Annotated in this window: 15 protein-coding genes; 6 read left to right on the forward strand and 9 right to left on the reverse strand. The window is 56.5% G+C overall.

The features are described 5' to 3' along the window. Positions 1-73 precede the first annotated feature (73 nt). From BW956_RS00250 to BW956_RS00265, 4 genes are read left to right on the forward strand one after another with little or no spacing between them, the layout of a single operon-like run. Positions 74-631, forward strand: a complete 558-nt coding sequence (locus BW956_RS00250) for a ZrgA family zinc uptake protein (RefSeq protein ID WP_076459941.1) — start codon at positions 74-76, stop codon at positions 629-631. Further along, entirely contained in the window at positions 628-1311 is a 684-nt protein-coding gene (locus BW956_RS00255; protein ID WP_076459943.1) for an ABC transporter ATP-binding protein, read from the forward strand. Before BW956_RS00250 ends, BW956_RS00255 begins: the two co-directional genes overlap by 4 nt. Beyond that, a complete protein-coding gene (locus tag BW956_RS00260) occupies positions 1311-2567 on the forward strand; it encodes an ABC transporter permease (RefSeq protein ID WP_217695074.1) in 1257 nt (418 codons plus the stop codon). The genes BW956_RS00255 and BW956_RS00260 overlap by 1 nt, the downstream gene beginning before the upstream one ends. Before the next feature lie 9 nt (positions 2568-2576). Then, a complete protein-coding gene (locus tag BW956_RS00265) occupies positions 2577-3137 on the forward strand; it encodes a DUF3299 domain-containing protein (RefSeq protein WP_076459946.1) in 561 nt (186 codons plus the stop codon). Here the strand turns inward: BW956_RS00265 and BW956_RS00270 are convergent. The 6 genes from BW956_RS00270 to BW956_RS00295 all read right to left on the reverse strand — a co-directional run bounded on the left by BW956_RS00270 (position 3098) and on the right by BW956_RS00295 (position 13194). After that, positions 3098-3871, reverse strand: a complete 774-nt coding sequence (locus tag BW956_RS00270) for a metal ABC transporter permease (RefSeq protein ID WP_139327098.1) — start codon at positions 3869-3871, stop codon at positions 3098-3100. The two genes, BW956_RS00265 and BW956_RS00270, sit on opposite strands and share 40 nt — an antisense overlap. Continuing rightward, a complete protein-coding gene (locus BW956_RS00275) occupies positions 3861-4766 on the reverse strand; it encodes a metal ABC transporter substrate-binding protein (protein ID WP_076461235.1) in 906 nt (301 codons plus the stop codon). Before BW956_RS00275 ends, BW956_RS00270 begins: the two co-directional genes overlap by 11 nt. Continuing rightward, a complete protein-coding gene (locus BW956_RS00280) occupies positions 4750-5904 on the reverse strand; it encodes a porin family protein (protein WP_076459948.1) in 1155 nt (384 codons plus the stop codon). Before BW956_RS00280 ends, BW956_RS00275 begins: the two co-directional genes overlap by 17 nt. A gap of 145 nt (positions 5905-6049) precedes the next feature. Further along, complete coding sequence (locus BW956_RS00285) at positions 6050-8914, reverse strand: bifunctional diguanylate cyclase/phosphodiesterase (RefSeq protein ID WP_076459949.1); 2865 nt, start codon at positions 8912-8914, stop codon at positions 6050-6052. Between the two features lie 116 nt (positions 8915-9030). After that, positions 9031-12450: a GGDEF domain-containing phosphodiesterase gene (locus BW956_RS00290; protein ID WP_139327099.1), complete on the reverse strand. Its 3420-nt coding sequence runs from the start codon at positions 12448-12450 to the stop codon at positions 9031-9033. Between the two features lie 45 nt (positions 12451-12495). Further along, complete coding sequence (locus BW956_RS00295; protein ID WP_076459953.1) at positions 12496-13194, reverse strand: SDR family oxidoreductase; 699 nt, start codon at positions 13192-13194, stop codon at positions 12496-12498. A 111-nt stretch (positions 13195-13305) separates the two neighbouring features. Here BW956_RS00295 and BW956_RS00300 point away from each other — a divergent pair, with 111 nt between their 5' ends. Then, a complete protein-coding gene (locus BW956_RS00300; protein WP_076459955.1) occupies positions 13306-14403 on the forward strand; it encodes a tRNA-queuosine alpha-mannosyltransferase domain-containing protein in 1098 nt (365 codons plus the stop codon). Here the strand turns inward: BW956_RS00300 and BW956_RS00305 are convergent. Further along, a complete protein-coding gene (locus BW956_RS00305) occupies positions 14400-14591 on the reverse strand; it encodes a zf-HC2 domain-containing protein (RefSeq protein ID WP_076459957.1) in 192 nt (63 codons plus the stop codon). The two genes, BW956_RS00300 and BW956_RS00305, sit on opposite strands and share 4 nt — an antisense overlap. Beyond that, positions 14578-15189 carry a sigma-70 family RNA polymerase sigma factor gene (locus BW956_RS00310; RefSeq protein ID WP_076459958.1) on the reverse strand — a complete coding sequence of 204 codons (612 nt, stop codon included), beginning with the start codon at positions 15187-15189 and terminating at the stop codon, positions 14578-14580. Before BW956_RS00310 ends, BW956_RS00305 begins: the two co-directional genes overlap by 14 nt. 237 nt (positions 15190-15426) lie before the next feature. Here BW956_RS00310 and radD point away from each other — a divergent pair, with 237 nt between their 5' ends. Continuing rightward, the gene (gene radD, locus BW956_RS00315; RefSeq protein WP_076459960.1) at positions 15427-17202 is read left to right on the forward strand and encodes a DNA repair helicase RadD; all 1776 of its coding nucleotides are present in this window, start codon (positions 15427-15429) and stop codon (positions 17200-17202) included. Position 17203: 1 nt separating this feature from the next. Here the strand turns inward: radD and BW956_RS00320 are convergent, their stop codons facing one another. Next, positions 17204-18418, reverse strand: coding sequence for an NnrS family protein (locus tag BW956_RS00320; RefSeq protein ID WP_076459962.1), 1215 nt, complete (start codon positions 18416-18418; stop codon positions 17204-17206). Between the last annotated feature and the right edge of the window lie 43 nt (positions 18419-18461).

Raw genomic sequence — 18461 nt, forward strand, 5'->3', positions numbered from 1 at the left:
TGTCCGTCCCGGGGGTTTCAATATTGCTGTTATAGAGTAACATTCAGCAAACTCTCCAGCTTGAGGCTTTACCATGAACGCTTTGCTGAAATCGCTTCCGCTGTTGCTTGCCACCAGCACTGCTCTGGCTGCGCCACACCAGCACGGCCAGGCTTATCTCGACATGGTACTGGAACCTCCGACGCTGCTCATCTCAATCAGTTCCCCACTGGCCAACCTGACGGGATTTGAGTACCAGCCAGCGACAAAGGAGGAACAATCCCGCTGGGAGCAGGTCAAGCAGGATATGCAAACACCTGACTTACTTATACGCTTGCCAGAGGATGCAGATTGCTCACTGAGCAGAGTTTTGCTGCAAAGTCCCTTTGCCACTGCCGGGGCCCATGACCACGGTGACCACGGTGACCACGGTGACCACGGTGACCACGGTGACCACGGTGACCACCAGCATGCTGATCTGATGGCCGAATATCAGTATGTCTGTGCACGTGCCGAAGCCCTGCGCCAGCTGGAACTGCCTATCATGCAAAAATACCCTGATATTGAACGCCTGAGGCTTCAATTCATCGCTCCGGATCGACTGCACCGTATCGACATTAATGCCGGCCAGGGTCACGTGGAACTGCCATGAATCCGGTCTTGAGCCTTACCGATGTCCGCTTCGCCTGGCCAGAGGGTCCCCAATTAATCAACATAGCTGCTCTGGAGCTCACAGCCGGGGATCACCTGTTTATACAAGGGCCTTCCGGCAGCGGTAAAAGCACCCTGCTCAACCTGCTAGGCGGTTTTCTGGCCGGCTATCAGGGCCAGATCCAGGTCGCCGGACAGGTGATGGCTGAGCTGTCACGGCGCCAGCTGGATCAGCTGAGAGCTGATCGTCTGGGCATATTATTCCAACAGTTTAACCTGCTGCCCTATCTTGACCTGATCGAAAACGTCAGCCTGCCCTGCCGCTTCTCCAAAGCCCGCAGCGAGAATGCCAAAGCACGCAGTGGCTCGTTGCATCAAGAGGCGGAGCGGTTGTTGCAAAGACTGGGTCTGGATGTCTTGGCGCTTGGCAAACGCCCAATCACCCAGCTATCCATTGGCCAGCAGCAGCGTGTGGCCGCCGCCCGTGCCCTGATTGGCTCGCCGTCTCTAATCATAGCCGATGAACCCACCTCGGCACTGGACTCACACCACCGTGATCTGTTTATCGAACTGCTGCTGGAAGAGAGCGCCCAGTGCGGCAGCTCCTTGGTATTGGTCAGCCACGACCCGGCCCTGGCTTCCTTCTTCAGCCATCATCTCAGCCTTGAGGCCCAGCCCTGATGCTTTTTTCACTGGCACTGAAAAGCCTGCTTAGCCGTCGCACCAGCCTGATTCTGACGCTGCTCACTATTGCACTCAGTACAGCCCTGCTGTTGGGCGTTCAGCAGGTACGCGAACAGAGTCGTGAAGCGTTTTTCAGCAGTGTTTCAGGTACTGACCTGATCGTAGGCGCTCGCTCGGGGCCGGTTCAGCTGCTGTTGTACTCCGTGTTCCATATCGGCAATGCTACCAGCAACATCCGCTGGTCAAGTCAGCAACAGCTGGCCGAGGACCCGCGTGTCGCCTGGACCATACCCCTGTCGCTGGGTGATTCTCACCGTGGCTACCGTGTTGTCGGCACCAGCAACGCCATGTTTGAGCACTTCCGCTATGGTCAGGCTCAACCTCTGGAATTTGCCCAAGGCCAGACGTTTACCGATCTGTTCGATGTAGTGGTCGGTGCCGAAGTGGCTGCGCGACTTGGCTACAACCCCGGCGATAAGATCGTAATCGCCCATGGCAGTGGCAATACCAGCTTCATGAAACATGACAACCTGCCCTTCTTGGTCAGCGGCATCCTGGCACCCACGGGTACACCGCTGGACCGGGCCGTACTGGTTTCTCTGGAAGGTCTGGAAGCAGTACACCTGGGCTGGCGTGCAGGTGTTCCCTTGCCCGGGCTGAAAATCACACCGGAGCAGGCGCGGCAACAGGAGTTAACGCCCAAAGAGGTCACTGCCGTTCTGGTCGGTCTCAAATCCAGGCTGCAAACCTTTCATCTCCAGCGCGCCCTGAACACGCGCAGCGAAGAGCCCTTGACGGCCGTGCTGCCGGGCCTGGCGCTGCAGGAGCTATGGCAGATCATTGGCGTTGCCGAGAAATCCCTGTTGGTGGTCGCCTCGGCCGCCTTGCTGACCGGCCTGATAGGCATGCTTGCACTCCTTCTGGTGGGCATGCAGCAAAGGCAACACGAGATTGCAGTGCTCCGGGCACTTGGCTGTCCACCCTGGCGTGTAGCATTGCTGCTGGTTCTGGAGTCGACACTGCTGACAGCCGCCGGCACACTGCTGGGTATCCTGTTGCTGCAGGTGATGCTGATGGCGATACGCGGCCCACTGCTGGATACTTTCGGCATCTATCTGCCACTGGCACCTCTGTCATTACAACAGTGGCTACAGTGCCTTACCATCCTGATATTGGGTACACTGGCAGGCTTGGTTCCCGCGCTTAAAGGCTGGCGCCAGGCGCGAGCCAACCATCTGATACGACACTATTGAGGAAACTGGATGAAACGCCTGCTGGCACTGCTATTCTGTCTTTACATACCACTCGGCTGGACCGAAGACAGCATTGTGATCAATGGTGAAACGGCCACTGAAATCGAGTGGGAGAGCCTGATGCCACCCAGCTACATCGTCACTCTGGAAGATATGTACAGCAATCCGGACTATATCGACCTGGATGATTACAGTGACAAGGCCCAGCGAATGTTTGATGAGATGATGCAAACGCTGGCTTCGGCACCTGTGGTGGAAGACATGGACGGGCGCATGGTCAGTATTCCCGGGTTTGTGGTGCCACTGGAAGGCGTCGGCGATGTGGTGGATCGTTTCTTTCTGGTTCCCTATTTTGGCGCTTGTATTCACGTTCCCCCGCCACCTTCAAACCAGATTATCGATGTGCATTACGAGCCCGGCACCCGGGTGGAAAGCCTGTACGATGCAGTGCTGATCAGCGGCCGGCTGACTACCGAGGTTTACAGTCACGAGATGGGCACAGCCGGCTACCGACTGGAAGCCTTCCGCATTCAGCCATACGAACTGCCGGACCCGCCGCCACCCGAATAAGCAGCTTCAGGCCGTTTCACTCTCCAGGCAACCAACACACTGGTAACCAGCAGCGCCAACACCACCGTTGCCCCTGCTGGCCAGTCCAACTGCCAGGCCAACAGCAGACCAGCAAGATATCCGCATACGGCTCCCGCCAGTGCCCAGCTCCTGCTTTGACTTAACTGAGCCACTAATGCAGGTGCAATCAGGGTAACAAACACCAGGTAAATCCCCAGCAATGGCACCGACAGGCTAACCAGCAAAGCAAAAGCCGGATAGAAAACGGCATCTTTCTGGCCACCACCTCGCCACCAAAGCAACAGGAAGACCGGGGTGATCAATGCCAGTGGCAACATTTCCGGCCAACTGACCCAGAGGATGTCACCATTTAAGCTACTGGCCAGACGCTGGCCGCCATGGGGGTCGGCCGTCAGCACCAACAGGCACACAGATGCCGCTGCCACATAGAGCAGCCCGATCAACGCTTCCCGATATTCCGAAAAACGCTGCGCCAGTCGCCCCACGAGCAAAGCCCCCAATATGGCCAGCAGCATGCCGCAGAAAATCGACAGCATACTGCCTGCGCCCATCTGCTGCGCCAGCAGGCTCCCCAGGGCGGCGAGCTGGGCAATGGCCAGATCGATAAACAGAATGCCACGCGCCAACACTTGCATGCCAAGTGGCAGATGGGTGCAGAGCACCAGGAGCCCTGCCACCAGAGGAGGCAGAAGCAGCTCCAGTTCAACCAGCACGTTCAAGCTCCAGAAGTTGCTGAAGCAGATGTTCAAACAGGTCAGCTGGCGTTACGACCCCTTCATCAGGTGCAGTGGTTGATGGCAGTGACAGCACCGGCACGCCGGTTCGCTCTGATAACCAGTTCGCACTTTGTGGATCCTGATACCAGCTGTGTACGATTGCCAGTGGCCTCTCTTGCTCCACCTGCTTGACCAGTGTTGCCAAATGCCCCGGAGTTGGTGGCACACCGGGCTTGGGCTCCAGATCAGCAACCACGTCCATACCCAGCCAGCGCCAGAGGTAATCAAAGGTCGTGTGCTGCACCACCAGCTTTCTACCTCGCAGCGGTTCGGCACGTTTTTTCCAGTCGGCCAGTTTTTGCTCCCACTGCATGGACCAGCGCAAATAGTCTACCTTATAGGCATCTCGGCGCTCGGGGTCCAGCTGGGCCAAACGTTGACTCAGCACAGCGCCGGCCTGACGCATGCGTTCGGGGTCCAAATGCAGGTGTGGGTTGCCCTCCGGGTGCACATGCCCTACCCCAAAGGACACTGACTCCATTTTATCGATGGTTTCCACCCACTGGGCCACATAGAGCATGCCCTGCTGGCCTGGCTGAACATCAGGGTTGGCTGCACGTTGCTGCAGGGCCGGCAGCCAGCCGGCTTCCAGCGCGGCACCACTGCATACAGCAAGGTCCGCGCGACGCAAACGGGCAATGAGGCTGGGACGCGCTTCTATGTAATGCGGATCCTGATACACATGGGTGGCACTGCTGATCTTTGCCTCGGGCGCGAGCACGCCTGCCAGCGAGGCCCATTCAGGCTCGCAGGCAAACAGGTTCAACGCCTGGGCCGGCAGCGGCAATGCCGCCACCAGCGCCAGAGCACTCAGCTTAGAACGAATGTGCATCATGGGCGCCAAAGCTGATGATGTACTGCAGGGTAACGGCATTATCCGCACCGGCGAAGGTGTCATCCCAGTCCTGTACCGCGTCCTGATGGGTATACTGCAAACGCAGGGTCTGGGTATGGGTCGGATTCCAGGCCAACATGGCTGTTGTTTCCTCAAGCTCGCCATCATGGAAATGATCACCATGTCCAAGCTTCAGCTTCACACGCCCCTGGCGCACGCCCAGACTCCACTCCGGCGCAAAGCGGTAAACGGCTGAGCCATACCAGCCTTCATGGTAATCATCACTGGACGCGTATTCGTTGAGATCAGTGACACGCATGTACTCGGCAGACAGTGTCAGCTGCTGGTCCCGGTTATTGCCACGGGGCGCCCACTTCCACACCAGGTCCGCCATGTAGAGGTGTTCACCGGCATATTCGGCGCCATGACTGTGTCCGTGGTGATCATCTTCATGCTCGTCGTGATGGTCATGATGATCGTGGTCGTCATGCTCCTCTTCCGCGTGGCCCAACATACGGTTGCGCAAGTAGCTGACCCCGGCCTGCCAACTCTGGGAGTCGGAGATATCGCCCCCCAAAGTAGTAGAAAGCGCCCAGGTGCCGATGGTCGAATCACTTTCAAATTCGCCCAGCTCTTCACCATCAAAGGCTTCGGCACTGACACGCCAGTACAGATCAGTCGGCATGACCACGCTGAGACCTACACCGTCATCGTAGTAATGCCCGCCCAGGAAGGCGCGGTACATCAGGGGCCGCTCGGTAAAGCTGTCTGCATGGGGATGCTGGCCGTTCAGGTAGCCGATATCCGACAGGAAACGACCACCACGCAGAGTCAGCCCCGCCGGCAATGCCAATGTCTGCAGATAGGCCTCCTCGATCGAGAAATCCGTCTCTTCTTTATTGGATTCTGCCACAGCGGTGAGCTTACCCATCGCCAGACTGCCAAACTGCTGACGCAGTGCCAATTCAGTGTGGCTCAGCCCCAGGTCCTCCACACGACCGCCCAGCGCTGTGTTGTCGGATTTGTGATAAGCGTCGACGGTGAGGCTGATGTCTGGTGCCTGCAGTTCCGCATGTGCCTGCGAACCGGCAATAAACGTGAGGGGGATCAGCCAGCGTGCCTTGTGAGAAAACATAATGCGATTACACCTTTAATGTTACAACATAACAACAAAGATACATTTGTTATAACATAACATCAACTGAATGATGATCATTGCGAGCCAGAGACCTGGCTATTTCCGCTTAAAAAACAGGGATATAAAGGGGATGCCAGGCAGATCAGCCGAGCTTTTTAAAGGCACACTGGGAGACAACTTCCGGCGGTACCGGTTTGCCAAAGAGATAACCCTGGGCCGAGTTACACTCATGGCGGCGCAGGAAGTCGCACTGAGCCTCGGTTTCTACACCTTCTGCCAATACTTCAACGCCAAGGCTGCGCCCCAGCGCAATGGCACTGATGATGACCGCTTCATCTTTCGGATTACGACCGATATCGCGGGTGAAGCTTTTGTCGATTTTGATCCGGTGCAGCGGAAGGTACTTGATTCTGTCCAACGAAGAGTAACCCGTACCAAAGTCATCCAGAGCCAGGTGATAGCCGGACAAACGCAACCGCTGTAACTGCTGGATGACAAAATCCGGGTCCTTCAGAATCATCGACTCGGTAATTTCCAGCTCCAGCAAGTGACGCGGCAGGCCATACTGGTCCACCAGCCCGTTGAGACGCTGAATGAAATCTGCCTGCAACAGCTGTTGCGGCGAAATATTGATGGCGACCATGGGCACATCAATGCCATCGCGCAGCCAGCGCTCTACTCGGCGGCAAACGCTATCGATAATCTGCCATCCCAGCGGCACGATCAGCTGCGTTTCTTCCGCAACCGGAATAAACTTGTCCGGCCCAAGCAGTCCAAGCTCAGGGTGCTGCCAACGCACCAGCGCCTCATAGCCACAGAGCTGCTCATCTTCCAGATTGAACTGCGGCTGATAGTGCAGCACAAACTGGTTCGATTTCAGCGCCTGCCGCAAGTCCTGCTCCACTTCCAGGTGATAGCGCGCATCCGTAGTCAGCTCTTCGCTGTAGAGCTCATAGCGATTTTTCCCCAGCGATTTGGCGCGATACATGGCCGTATCCGCATGCTGGATGAGGCTTTCAAGATCACGGCCGTGACTCGGGAACAGACTGATACCAATACTGGCGGTCAACTGGAGGCGATGCTCATCCACCGCATAGGTGCGCGCGGCTATCTCCAGCAAGGTTTCGGCCTCCGCCGTTGCCGCAGCTGCATCACCTGGAACCAGCAAAATAAACTCGTCACCGCCCATGCGGTATATTTCAGATGTCGGCCCAATACTCTGCAGAAAAACGGCTGACAGCCGCTGCAACAAATGATCACCGACCTGATGCCCGAGAGAGTCGTTTATCAGCTTGAAACGATCCAGGTCCAGAAACAGCAAACCGAAGGGGCTGGCGTCTTCCACTCTGTTTACCAGAGACTCATGCAGCCCTTTTCGATTCTGCAGGCGTGTCAGGTCATCATGACGGGCTTGCCAGGACAGCTCCTGGGTTTTCTGTCGTACCCGTGCCTCCAGCAGCTGCTCACGCGTGTACATGGACAGCACCAGCAAGGAGCCCAAACAGCTGATGCCGACCAGCAGCACCTGCAGATACATGGCCTGACTGATGGGATGCGCCGCCAGATAGTCTGTACCGGCAAAGGCCTCAAGCTCCCAGGTTTGCTGAGCCAACTGGATGTTGAATTCGGCATTCAGGTCCATGTTGGGCAGATTGATACCTGCTTTCTGCGACTGGAAAAAGGGCTCTGCACCGGGTTCAGACGCCCGCAGGTAAACGCTTTGCACACCGGAATGCTGCATCGCGGCTTCCAGCAACTGGGATACCGTAAAGACGCCGACGATAAAGCCCTTGAGCTCGCGGCTACTGGCCAGCAAATCATTGCCGCCAACAAAGCGATACACCGGCTGCAGTAACAACAGCCCGGGCTCATCCGGCGCCTGAGTCAGGTTGAGGATGCCGGTGGCAACGGCTTGTCCCTGCGTCTGAGCCAGCAACACCCAGCGGCGTCGGTCTTCCCGGGAGTAGAGATTGAAGCCCAGCGCCGTCCGGTTGGCACGCAGGGGTTCAACGAACTGTACCGGAATCAGCATATCCTGCTGCTGTATCGGGCCACCGTAGATGGCGTACTCCGGCATTTCCAATAGCTGTGCCGTTTCCCGCTCAAATGCAGCACGGTCTTCACCTTTTACCAGTGGATCCCAGGAATAGGCGCGCAACCCCGGACTACTCTCAAGCGCTGGCCCGACCAGCTTGGCAAACTGCTGTGGCGTAAGATCCGTAGTTTTGGTCAGTTCCTGGCCCAGCCGCATCAGCTCACTGAGATTCTTTTGCACCAGCGACTGGATACGCGCCTCGATCAGCTGCGCATCCTGTCGAAAGCTGGTTTGCAACAAACCCGACAGGTGCACCAGATAGATCTGGTTGACCACCAGTGCAGCCAGCAGGATGCCGCTCAGCCTCAGAGGCAGCAGTCGTGCGCCCCTGCCCTGTTTTCTGTTGGCAAGGGAGAACAGCGACAGAAACAGAGGTGTACCCAGAATCACCCCGAAGCTGTCACCCAGCCACCAACTCAGCCAATCAAGCAGCAAACCCAAACTGCCGCTGGAATCATTGATAAAGGTAACGGACAGGGTGCCCACGGTCGCATTGATTGTGCATGTCAGCAGACCGCCGTAGAGCAGATAAAGCAGCATCCAACGCTCACGCTTTGGTGCCAGTGGATTGACTTCAAAACGGTTGATCAGATGAGCTGCGAGCGCCGTCTGCAACATGGCGCCCGATGCAATCATGGCAGCTGTTATCACATGTGAAATGTCGGGAGTTGTCGATAATGCGGGGATGAGGATGTTGGCCGTAAGGCTGCCCAGACCAATGCCTGGCAAATAGCGTAAACCGCCTTTGAGAACAGCTGCCAACCCAAGTCCGGCCGGGAGCCAAAGGGGAACGATCTGCTCATGCAGCCCGGTGTTGAGCAGGGCAACCCCCAGCGCAGCATAGCCAAGGGCCAGAAACAGATTCAATATCAGGGTGCGCAAGGTCACACCATTGGCTACGGACAGGGTCACATTAATACTCGGATGCCACCAAATTCGGCTCGGTCATCCGATGCTACACAAATTGACGCTAACAAACCACATTTACTCGACACGATAGCGACCGTTCATACTACTTTTGTCGCAAATCAACACTTGTACGAGATCAAAAAATCTTCAAGTTCATTAACTGGCAGAGGCTTACTGCGCAAATATCCCTGGAATTGATGACAGCCCAGACGCTCAAGCTCCTCTAGCTGATCACTGGTCTCGACCCCTTCAGCCAGCACAGTCAGACCCAGTTTATGGCCCAGTACGATAATGGTTTCGACCACCGCACTGGCCTCACGGCTGGTGAGCAGATCATCAGTGAAGGACTTGTCGATTTTAAGAACATCGATGGGGAAGCGCTTAAGGTAGGCCAGTGATGAGTAGCCGGTGCCAAAGTCATCAATGGCCATGCGCACGCCCAGCTGCCGCAGCTCATGCAGCATTTTCTCCGGGCTGACCGCCGCCGACATGAGCACGCCCTCGGTCAACTCAACCTCCAATAGCCGCGGAGGTATACCGGTTTCATCCAGGGCACCGGCTACAATCTCGACCAGGTCATGGTACAGCAGCTGCTGGGCCGATACGTTGATCGCCACACGCGGCGTAATAATCCCCCGTCCACGCCAGTCTGCCAACTGGCGACAGGCTTCAAGCACAACCCAGCGGCCAATACTGCCGATCAAATTGCTCTGTTCGGCAACGGGTATGAAGTCCGCAGGCGAAATAAGCCCTTCTTCCGGATCCTGCCAACGAATCAGGGCCTCCAACCCGGTCATGGCACCGGTTTCAATATCCCACTGTGGCTGGTAATAGAGGCTCAGTTCACCATGCTCAAGGGCGTAACGAAGACGGCGCTCCATATCGAGTCGACGGCGGGCACTGCTGGTCAGGTCATCACTGAAGAAACTCAGACTGCCACGCTGCTCCTTGGCCTTGAACAGGGCTGCATCGGCCTGCTGCAGAACCTCTGCCGGACTGTCCGTACTGCCATCAACCATGCTGATACCCAGGCTCACACTGCTTCTGACTTCAACACCATCCCCCAGTACAAACCCCGTATCCAGCTGACGCATCAAATCATCAGCCACCGCCGCGGCCTGCTCACTGCCACCAATATCCTCAAGCAGCACGGCAAACTCATCGCCGCCAAGCCGGAACAGGCTGTCTTCTTCCCTGATTCGTGTCTTGAAACGCTGAACCACCTGGACCAACAGCTTATCTCCTTCCAGGTGACCCAGGCTGTCATTAATATCCTTAAAGTTGTCCAGGTCAGCCATCAAAAGTGCAGAGCGGCGCTTGTGTCGACGGTTGTACTGAATGCAGTTCCCCAAACGGCTGAACAGCAGGTGGCGATTGGGCAACTCGGTGAGACTGTCATAGTTACTCAGAAACTCGATCTGCGACTCATTTTTCTTCAGCCGTGTCAGGTCTGTGTAGACGCCGACATAGTGGGTGATATCACCCTGGCTGTCTTTTACCTGGCTGATACTCAACAGCGCCGGAAACGAATCCCCGCCTTTACGTCGCGATATGATTTCCCCTTGCCAATGTCCCTCAGATTCAAGTGTTCGCAATATTTCGGCATAGAAAGCCGGTGCATGCAGGCCCGAACGAAGTACGCTGGGCGTCTGGTTCAGCAGATCCGCTTCCGTCCAGTCGAACATTTCCGTGAAAGCCGGATTCACTTGAACAATGCGTTGATGCGCATCGGTGATAATCACCCCTTCACGGGTACTGTTCACGACAGCCGCTGCTTGACGCAGGCGGCTCTCTTGCACCTGCCGCTCGGTCACATCAACCAGCACACCTTCAAACCCCACTACATCACCCTCTTCGTTGGTGATGATATGGGTATGATCATCTACCCAATGGACCTGCTGGTCAGGCAGAACCATACGGTACAGTTGCGAGTATTCAAGCGCGCCATGATCAAGGTGACTTGCCACTTCGGCGGCGATGCGTTCCCGGTCCTCGGGGTGTATCAACTCTTCAAACACATTGCTGTCGTGGAGAATATCCTCAGGGCTGACACCCCAGCGGCGGATATTGTCGGAGACAAACCTGACTGGCCAGCCTGGCGCATTATCCCAACGCACCAGGACAAAGGGGCTGGAGTTGATCACCTGATTGGCCACTTCCAGTGCCTTGTCACGCTGAATGGAATCAAGCGCAAACCCGATATCACTGGCCATTTCTTCCAGAGTTTGCACCAGGCGCTCGCCAAAGAACGCCGTTTCGCCGGAGTAAAGCGTTAGGTTGGCGAAAATCCTGCCATTTTTTCGAATCGGCAGCGCAATGGCTGAGCGACACTGAAAACGCTTGGTGAAATCCAGCCAGGGCGCATAATCAGGGCTGTTCAGGCTATCGTTCTCAACTACCGTTCGCTCTTCGACCAGCGCCTTCTCGCTGAGCCCCCGGCCAGGGTGACGCTGAAAGAGAGCGAACAGGTCATCAAATCCCTGATCAACATTACTTTTGCCGGCATGTGCCAGAACTGTTTGCAGATGACGCTGTTCATTACAGCTACCCACCCAGGCAAACGTAAGCGAATCCAGCGTGACCGCTATATCACAGGCGGACTGGAGCACCTCTTGCTCTGAACGACTGTACAGTATCAACTGATTAATCTGTGACAGCATGTTGTAAAGGCTGGTCTCACGACGGAGCAAGCGCTGCTGATGATGCTCCTGCGTCAAATCCTGCACCATGCCGACAATAAATTCGGGAACACCCTCTCGGGTATTGATCAGCCGCACCGATATTCGCACCGGAATTGCGTCTCCCGAGGCGCTCATGAAGCGCTTTTCAAGCTGGTAACAGTCAATTTCCCCTGCCATGAGCTGCGCAAAGATGCCTTCATCATCGGCAAGATCATCTGGATGGGTCAGTTCCTGCCAGCTCAGGGCATACAGCTGATCTGCGCTATACCCCAGCATGTGCAGCAACTGTTCGTTGACCCGAATCCAGCGGCCAGTGTTCGGGTCTGCCAACGCCATGCCCACAAACGGCAGCTCAAAGAAATGCGTCATCAAGTCTTCTCGTCGAGATACCTCCTGGCTCAGGTGCTCATCGAAACGGGATGCGAGCTTTTGCCGGTAGACCGCCAGCAGAAATAAAACGATCCCGGCAGCGACAACACCTGCCAAAAGCAATCCAACCCAATGAGGTACTAACAGTGTGTCAGCAAGAAAATGACTGAGGGGGCCACCGAGCAAGGGCGCTGAAAGGACCAGCAATAATCCTGACAGCAAAATGGGGAGATCAAAGCGGCCGGTTTCCGGGCTTGCCTGACCTGACTTGCTTGTACGTAACAGCGCAAAATAGAAAAACAGCGCTGTCACTACAATGAACAGGCTGCCCTTGACCCGACTAATGGTCGCAAACAGATCAGTATTTTCGCCGGTGAGATAGGCAACCAGAGAATCTGATCCATGAATCCAGAGCAGACCAAAGGCCACGTACAAGGCGACATATTCAAGCAATTTATAGGGGCGCTGGCGCACTGTGTACTCCTTCACTTTGCACTCAGGGGACACCACTTGTCCTGCCGCTTTCAAGGCGGATTACCAGGGAATCGCTGATCCTTGATAGTCCAGAAAAGTACCACTTTGAGCAGGTTGCAAATCGGCCAGCACCTCCCTCAAACCACTGACGCTTTCTTCAACTGTAATCAACGCATTGGGCCCACCCATGTCAGTTTGCACCCAGCCCGGATGCAATGCCACTACTTTGATGCCAGCACCTTCAAGGTCGATCGACAGACTTTTCACCGCCTGATTCAGCGCCGTCTTGGAACTGCGGTAGTAGTAACCGCCACCCGAGCCATTATCGGCAATACTGCCCACCTTACTGCTCAAGAAAGCGATCGTCTTATGCTTGCTGGCAGCCACACGGGGATACAGGGCTTGCGCCAGCATCAAAGGACTGAGTGTGTTGGTTTCCAACACCTGACGCCAAAGCTCACGCTCCAGGTTGCCAAATGTAACGCCCTTGGGTCCGTAATACCCCGCATTGTTGATCAAGACATCCAGCGTGGCATCGCCCAAGACTCGATCCAGCGCTTTGATCTGACCATCTTTGGTGACGTCCAGCGTATGCAGGTCTATCTGTTCAGGAAAACGTGCCTCAAGTGCCAGCAAATCTTCAGCGTGAACCAGGTCACGACAACAGGCATGCACATGCCAACCATCCCTGGCGTACTGGTAGGCAAACTCAAGACCCAAACCACGGCCACAGCCGGTAATCAGCACTGTTCCAGACATCAACAGTCCTCCTCCATAGATACAGTCTTAGTCAAGCAGTGGATTACCCTTCTGACAAGTGACACCCGCTTCTGGCACAATCCCTCACCCACCCGAAACAGAGACCTTTGCATGCGCATCCTGTTGCTCTCGGCCTACGACGCAATGAGCCATCGTTACTGGCGCCAGGGACTGGTAAAAGCCTTTCCTGAACACCAGTGGACCATACTGAGCCTGCCGCCTCGCTACTTTGCCTGGCGTATCCGTGGCAACAGCCTGAGCTGGGCATTCAACGAGCGGGCAACGCTGGAGCAGCCCTATGATCTTATCGTTGCAACCTCCATGGTGGACCTGACCGGGCTCAAGGGTTTGGTGCCTGCCCTGGCAAATATCCCAACGCTGGTGTATTTCCACGAGAATCAGTTTGCCTACCCGGAATCAGCCCATGCCGTCAAAAGTGTCGAGCCGCAAATCCTGAATCTTTACAACGCCCTGGCTGCAGACCGCATCGTATTCAACTCGGCATTCAATCGCGATACGCTGCTGCAAGGGGCCCGAAAACTGCTGCACAAGCTGCCGGACCAGGTACCGCCTGACCTGGTGGCATTAATCGAGCAAAAGTCAGAGGTCATTCCGGTACCCTTGCCCGCCGAGGTATTTTGCCCCTCCAAACCCTCTACAGGTCCGCTGGAGCTCGTGTGGAACCATCGCTGGGAATATGACAAAGGCCCCGAGCTTCTCAAGGCTGCCGTAGAGCAGATGCTGGCGGCAAACCTGGACTTCAGACTGAACCTGGTTGGCCAGCAGTTCAGACACACGCCGGCGGTATTCGAAGACATTAGGCAATTGCTTGAACAGCACCAGAAGCTGGGCCGCTGGGGACATGTTGAGTCCATACAGGAGTACCGAGCCCTGCTACAAGGCAGCGATGCAGTGCTGTCCACGGCCCTGCACGATTTCCAGGGTATCGCCGTGTTAGAGGGTGTTGCGGCAGGCTGCACACCGGTGGTGCCAGACCGCCTGGCCTACCGGGAATTGTTTGCAGAAGAGTATCGATACAGTGAACAGGGTGAAGCCATCAGTCTGACTAAATCGCTTGAGCAACTGGCAGCGCTGAAAGAGGCTGGCCAGGCGCTGCCTTGCCCCGACATTGAGCACCTGGGCTGGAACGCCCTGCGCCCCCAATATGCCAGAGCGTTCAACGAGAGCGTTATGCAACAGAGTCGCTAGCGCTCACCGTCCTTACCATCCCGGGAGCGGGCGGATGCCAGATCGTGCAGCACCTTGAACTGGGTGTTGCATTTGCGGCAGTGCCGGCACATGAACAGATGCATGCGCAGGCTCATTTTCTCGCTGGCCGAAAGCTCTCTATCCAGCTGTTGTGACATCAGTTCAGTGGCGCGCTTACAGGACTGCATTGTTATCCTCCTTACTGAACCAGCCGTTTTCCAGGCAGGCTCTAAGCTTCAGACGTGCACGATGCAGAATGACCCAGCAGTTCTGCTCGCTAATCGCCAGCGCGTCACAGATTTCACTGGTCTCAAGCCCCATCAGCTCTCGCATGGAGAATACCCGCGCCGTGCTTTCCGGCAGGTGCAACACGCAAAAATCGAACACCTGCCAGAAACCATCCTGCATACAGGCCTGCTCGGGTTCGCTCCAGGCCTTGGGACGTGCCGCAGGTAGCCAGTGCGCACGGGGGTTGAACAACCCGTCCACCTCCGGCATGTCATCGGGATCAAACCCCGTGGTTTGCTCACGGCTGCGGTGACGTATCTCATCGATCAACTTATGCTTGAGAATGCCAAACACCCAGGTTTCCAGTTGCGCCGAGCCGGTAAACCGGTCCAACCCTTCCCAGGCAGCAACCAGAGATTCCTGCACCAGATCTTCCGCCTGCGCCTGATCGCCCAATTGCAGACGGGCAAACGCCAGCAAGCGTGGACGCACCTCGGCCAGCCGGCGCTGGACCTCTTCTGTCTGTGACTCACTTACAGGTACGGACCCCTTCCCCACTCTCCTGCCTCCAGCCATTTACTGTCGATAACAGGCAACAACAGCCTGACGTTTTCACTCAAGTGTACCAACTCTTGCTCTCTGTGCCTGCAACAGCGGGCCTTGCGGCAAGAGTTCGAGGCATGGCTCCAGAACCCTGTTACTGTCTGTCGCAGTAACGGCAGAATCCTTACAGGGTTTGCCCCCTTCACGCACAGCTTTTAAGATGCCGCCTTGTTTGAGTATCAGGATTCCGGCATGCCAGCGCAAACACCGCCAGCTTTCACATTACGTGACTATCAGCAGGATGCGGTTACCGCCACTTTGAAGCACTTTCGCACCAGTGATGACCCCGCCGTCATTGTGCTGCCAACCGGCGCCGGCAAAAGCCTGGTCATTGCCGAACTTGCACGGCTGGCACGACGCCGTATCCTGGTGATCACCCATGTCCGCGAACTGGTGGAACAGAACCACGCCAAATATGCGGCACTGGGACTGGAAGCCGGTATTTTTTCTGCCGGGCTTGGGCGCAAGGAATTCAGCCATCAGGTAACCTTTGCCAGCGTACAATCCATTTCACGCAACCTGGCACACTTTGCCGATCAATTCTCGCTGCTGATCATCGATGAATGCCACCGTGTCAGCGAGGATGAAAACAGCCAGTATCAGCAGGTTATTGCGCACCTGCGCGAGCACAACCCCGGCCTTAAGGTACTGGGGTTAACGGCAACCCCTTACCGTCTCGGCTACGGCTGGATCTATCGCAGCCATTACCGCGGTTTTGTGCGTAGCGAAGAGCCCCGTGTGTTCGACCAGTGCATCTTCGAACTGCCTCTGAGCCATATGATCCGCAACGGCTACCTGACACCACCTGAAGTGGTTGATGCCGCTATCGCCCATTATGATTTTTCGTCGCTCATGCCATCTGACAGTGGCCACTACCCGGAGCGTGAGCTGAACAGCCTTCTGGCCAAGCACCCTCGCGTCACCCGCGCCATCTGCGAGCAAATAGAAGAGCTGTCGCAAAGCCGACAGGGTGTCATGGTATTCGCGGCTACGGTCGAACATGCCCACGAGATCGGCAGCTATCTGCCCCCCGGGCAAACAGCCGTCATTACTGGCGAGACACCGGGGGATGAGCGTGAGCAGCTGATCCACCGGTTCAAGGCCCGTGAACTCAAGTTTCTGGTGAATGTGGCGGTACTCACTACCGGGTTTGATGCGCCGCACGTGGACCTGATTGCCATTTTGAGACCCACTGCTTCAGTCAGTCTCTACCAGCAAATTGTCGGACGCGGCCTGCGGCTGAGCGAAGGCAAGGAGAACTGCCTGGTCATCGACTATGCCGGCAACGGCTTTAACCTGCACCACCCCGAAGTAGGCACACCCAAACCCTCTGCCGATTCCGAGCCGGTCCAGGTATTCTGCCCCGGCTGTGGTTTTGCCAATATTTTCTGGGGCAAAACCGATGACAACGGCCAGGTGATCGAACACTTCGGCCGCCGCTGCCAGGGCCTGCTGGAAATGGAGGGTGAAAAACCACAGCAGTGTGACTACCGCTTTCGCTTCAAGGAGTGTCCCCACTGCGGCGCGGAGAATGATATTGCCGCACGTTACTGTCAAACCTGTAACGAAGCGATTATTGACCCGGACGACCTGCTCAAGCGTGCGCTCCAACTTAAAGATGCCCGTGTAATCCGTTGCGCTGGCATCAGCCTGAGCGCCTCAGGTGAGTGCCTGACGCTGACGTACCACGAAGAACAGGGTGAAGAGCTGCGAGAGCGCTTCCACCTGGACCGGCCCGCCCAGCGCGCCCTGTTCAACAAGCTCTTTGGTCGTCGCTGCGGCAACGGCGAGTCGCCTCGCCAGTTCAAAACCGCGCAGGAAGCCGTGAATGCCGAAGCATTGCTGCCCTCGCCGGACTTTGTTATTGCCCGGCAAGCAGGCAAGAAAGGCCGCCAGGGCGGCTATTGGCAGGTGCGTGAGCGCCTGTTTGATTACCAGGGCGCGTACCGCAGGGCCAATGAGATGTGAGTCAGTTTTTCTTTTGTGTTTTCAGACGTTCACTGAAACTGACTGAAGGCCCCAGCAAAATCGGCAGATAGCGCCAGGCGAAACATCCGAATGCAAACAGCCAGAGCAAGCCGGATATTACTATCAGCTGCATCATGACTGCCGGCACAACTGCTGCCCCAACCCGTACCAGTGCCGCCAGGTGCAAGGTTATAAACGCCAGCGTCAGCAGTGGACCGGCCTTGAGTTCCCGACCGGTATGACCCAAGGCCGCGCGTGCTGCCACCGCCATGATCATCCCGCCCATGGCCCCGACCGTCAGCGCATGCACACTGGCACTGGCCAGCCAGAGCCCGGCGCTGCTGCCCGCCAGCAGTAAAAGACCCACTGCCAGCCAGCCGTAACCCAGGTGGAGTACCAGCAGCAGTGGCTCGGAACGGGTCAGCCACCCCCGCCAGCGAATCAGCCTTATCAGCTGAGCCAGACCAGCGCCAAGCAGCAACAATGCGGTCGGCCATTGCTGCGGCCAAAATACCCAGACCACGCCCGCCAGCGGTGTCAAAGCCGCCGCAGTGATATCCACCGGACCAAACAGAGCAGGCATGGGGCTTTCATCCCCGGATGTTCGCTTCAACCAGTTGCGGGTAAAGGCCGGCGTGATGCGCCCGCCAATCAGGGTGAGCAATACCAGGATAAGTACCAGTGACAGATGCAGCACATCCAGCCCCGGCAGCCAGTGCAGATGAAAAGCCAGACTCAGCAGGGCAAACGCCCCGATAATCACCAGAACTTTCAGGTTCCGCCGGTTGTTGGCCAGTATCAGCTCCCGCCCGAACAGGCATGCCAACAGCAGCCAGTAGGCAACGGCACCCAAGGCATTGACTGCAGGCGGCCAGCCACCACCCCAAAACGCCACTACCCGAGCCAGCAACCAGCACAGCGCCAACAAAACCAGGGGCAACCCGGACACTGGCTTGCGCCCGGTCCAGTTAGCCACGGCAGCCAAAAGAAACCCTCCAATGGCCGCACCAACAAATCCGAACAGCATTTCATGGCCATGCCATAACAGGGGCTGTGGCAGCTGCTCAGGGACCGGCAACCAACCAGCCCAGAACCCCAGCCAAGCACCCAAAGCCAGCAGCGCCTGAAGGCTGACCAGCACAAACATGGGCCGAAAACCGTTACTGAAAATCCACTCAAAGCGACTCTCAGGCAGCCGTTCCAGATTGATCACCATGCCCACCCCTATAAGATGTATTTGATATGCATTAAATAATCAT

Source organism: Marinobacterium stanieri (assembly GCF_900155945.1).
GTDB classification, from domain to species: domain Bacteria; phylum Pseudomonadota; class Gammaproteobacteria; order Pseudomonadales; family Balneatricaceae; genus Marinobacterium; species Marinobacterium stanieri.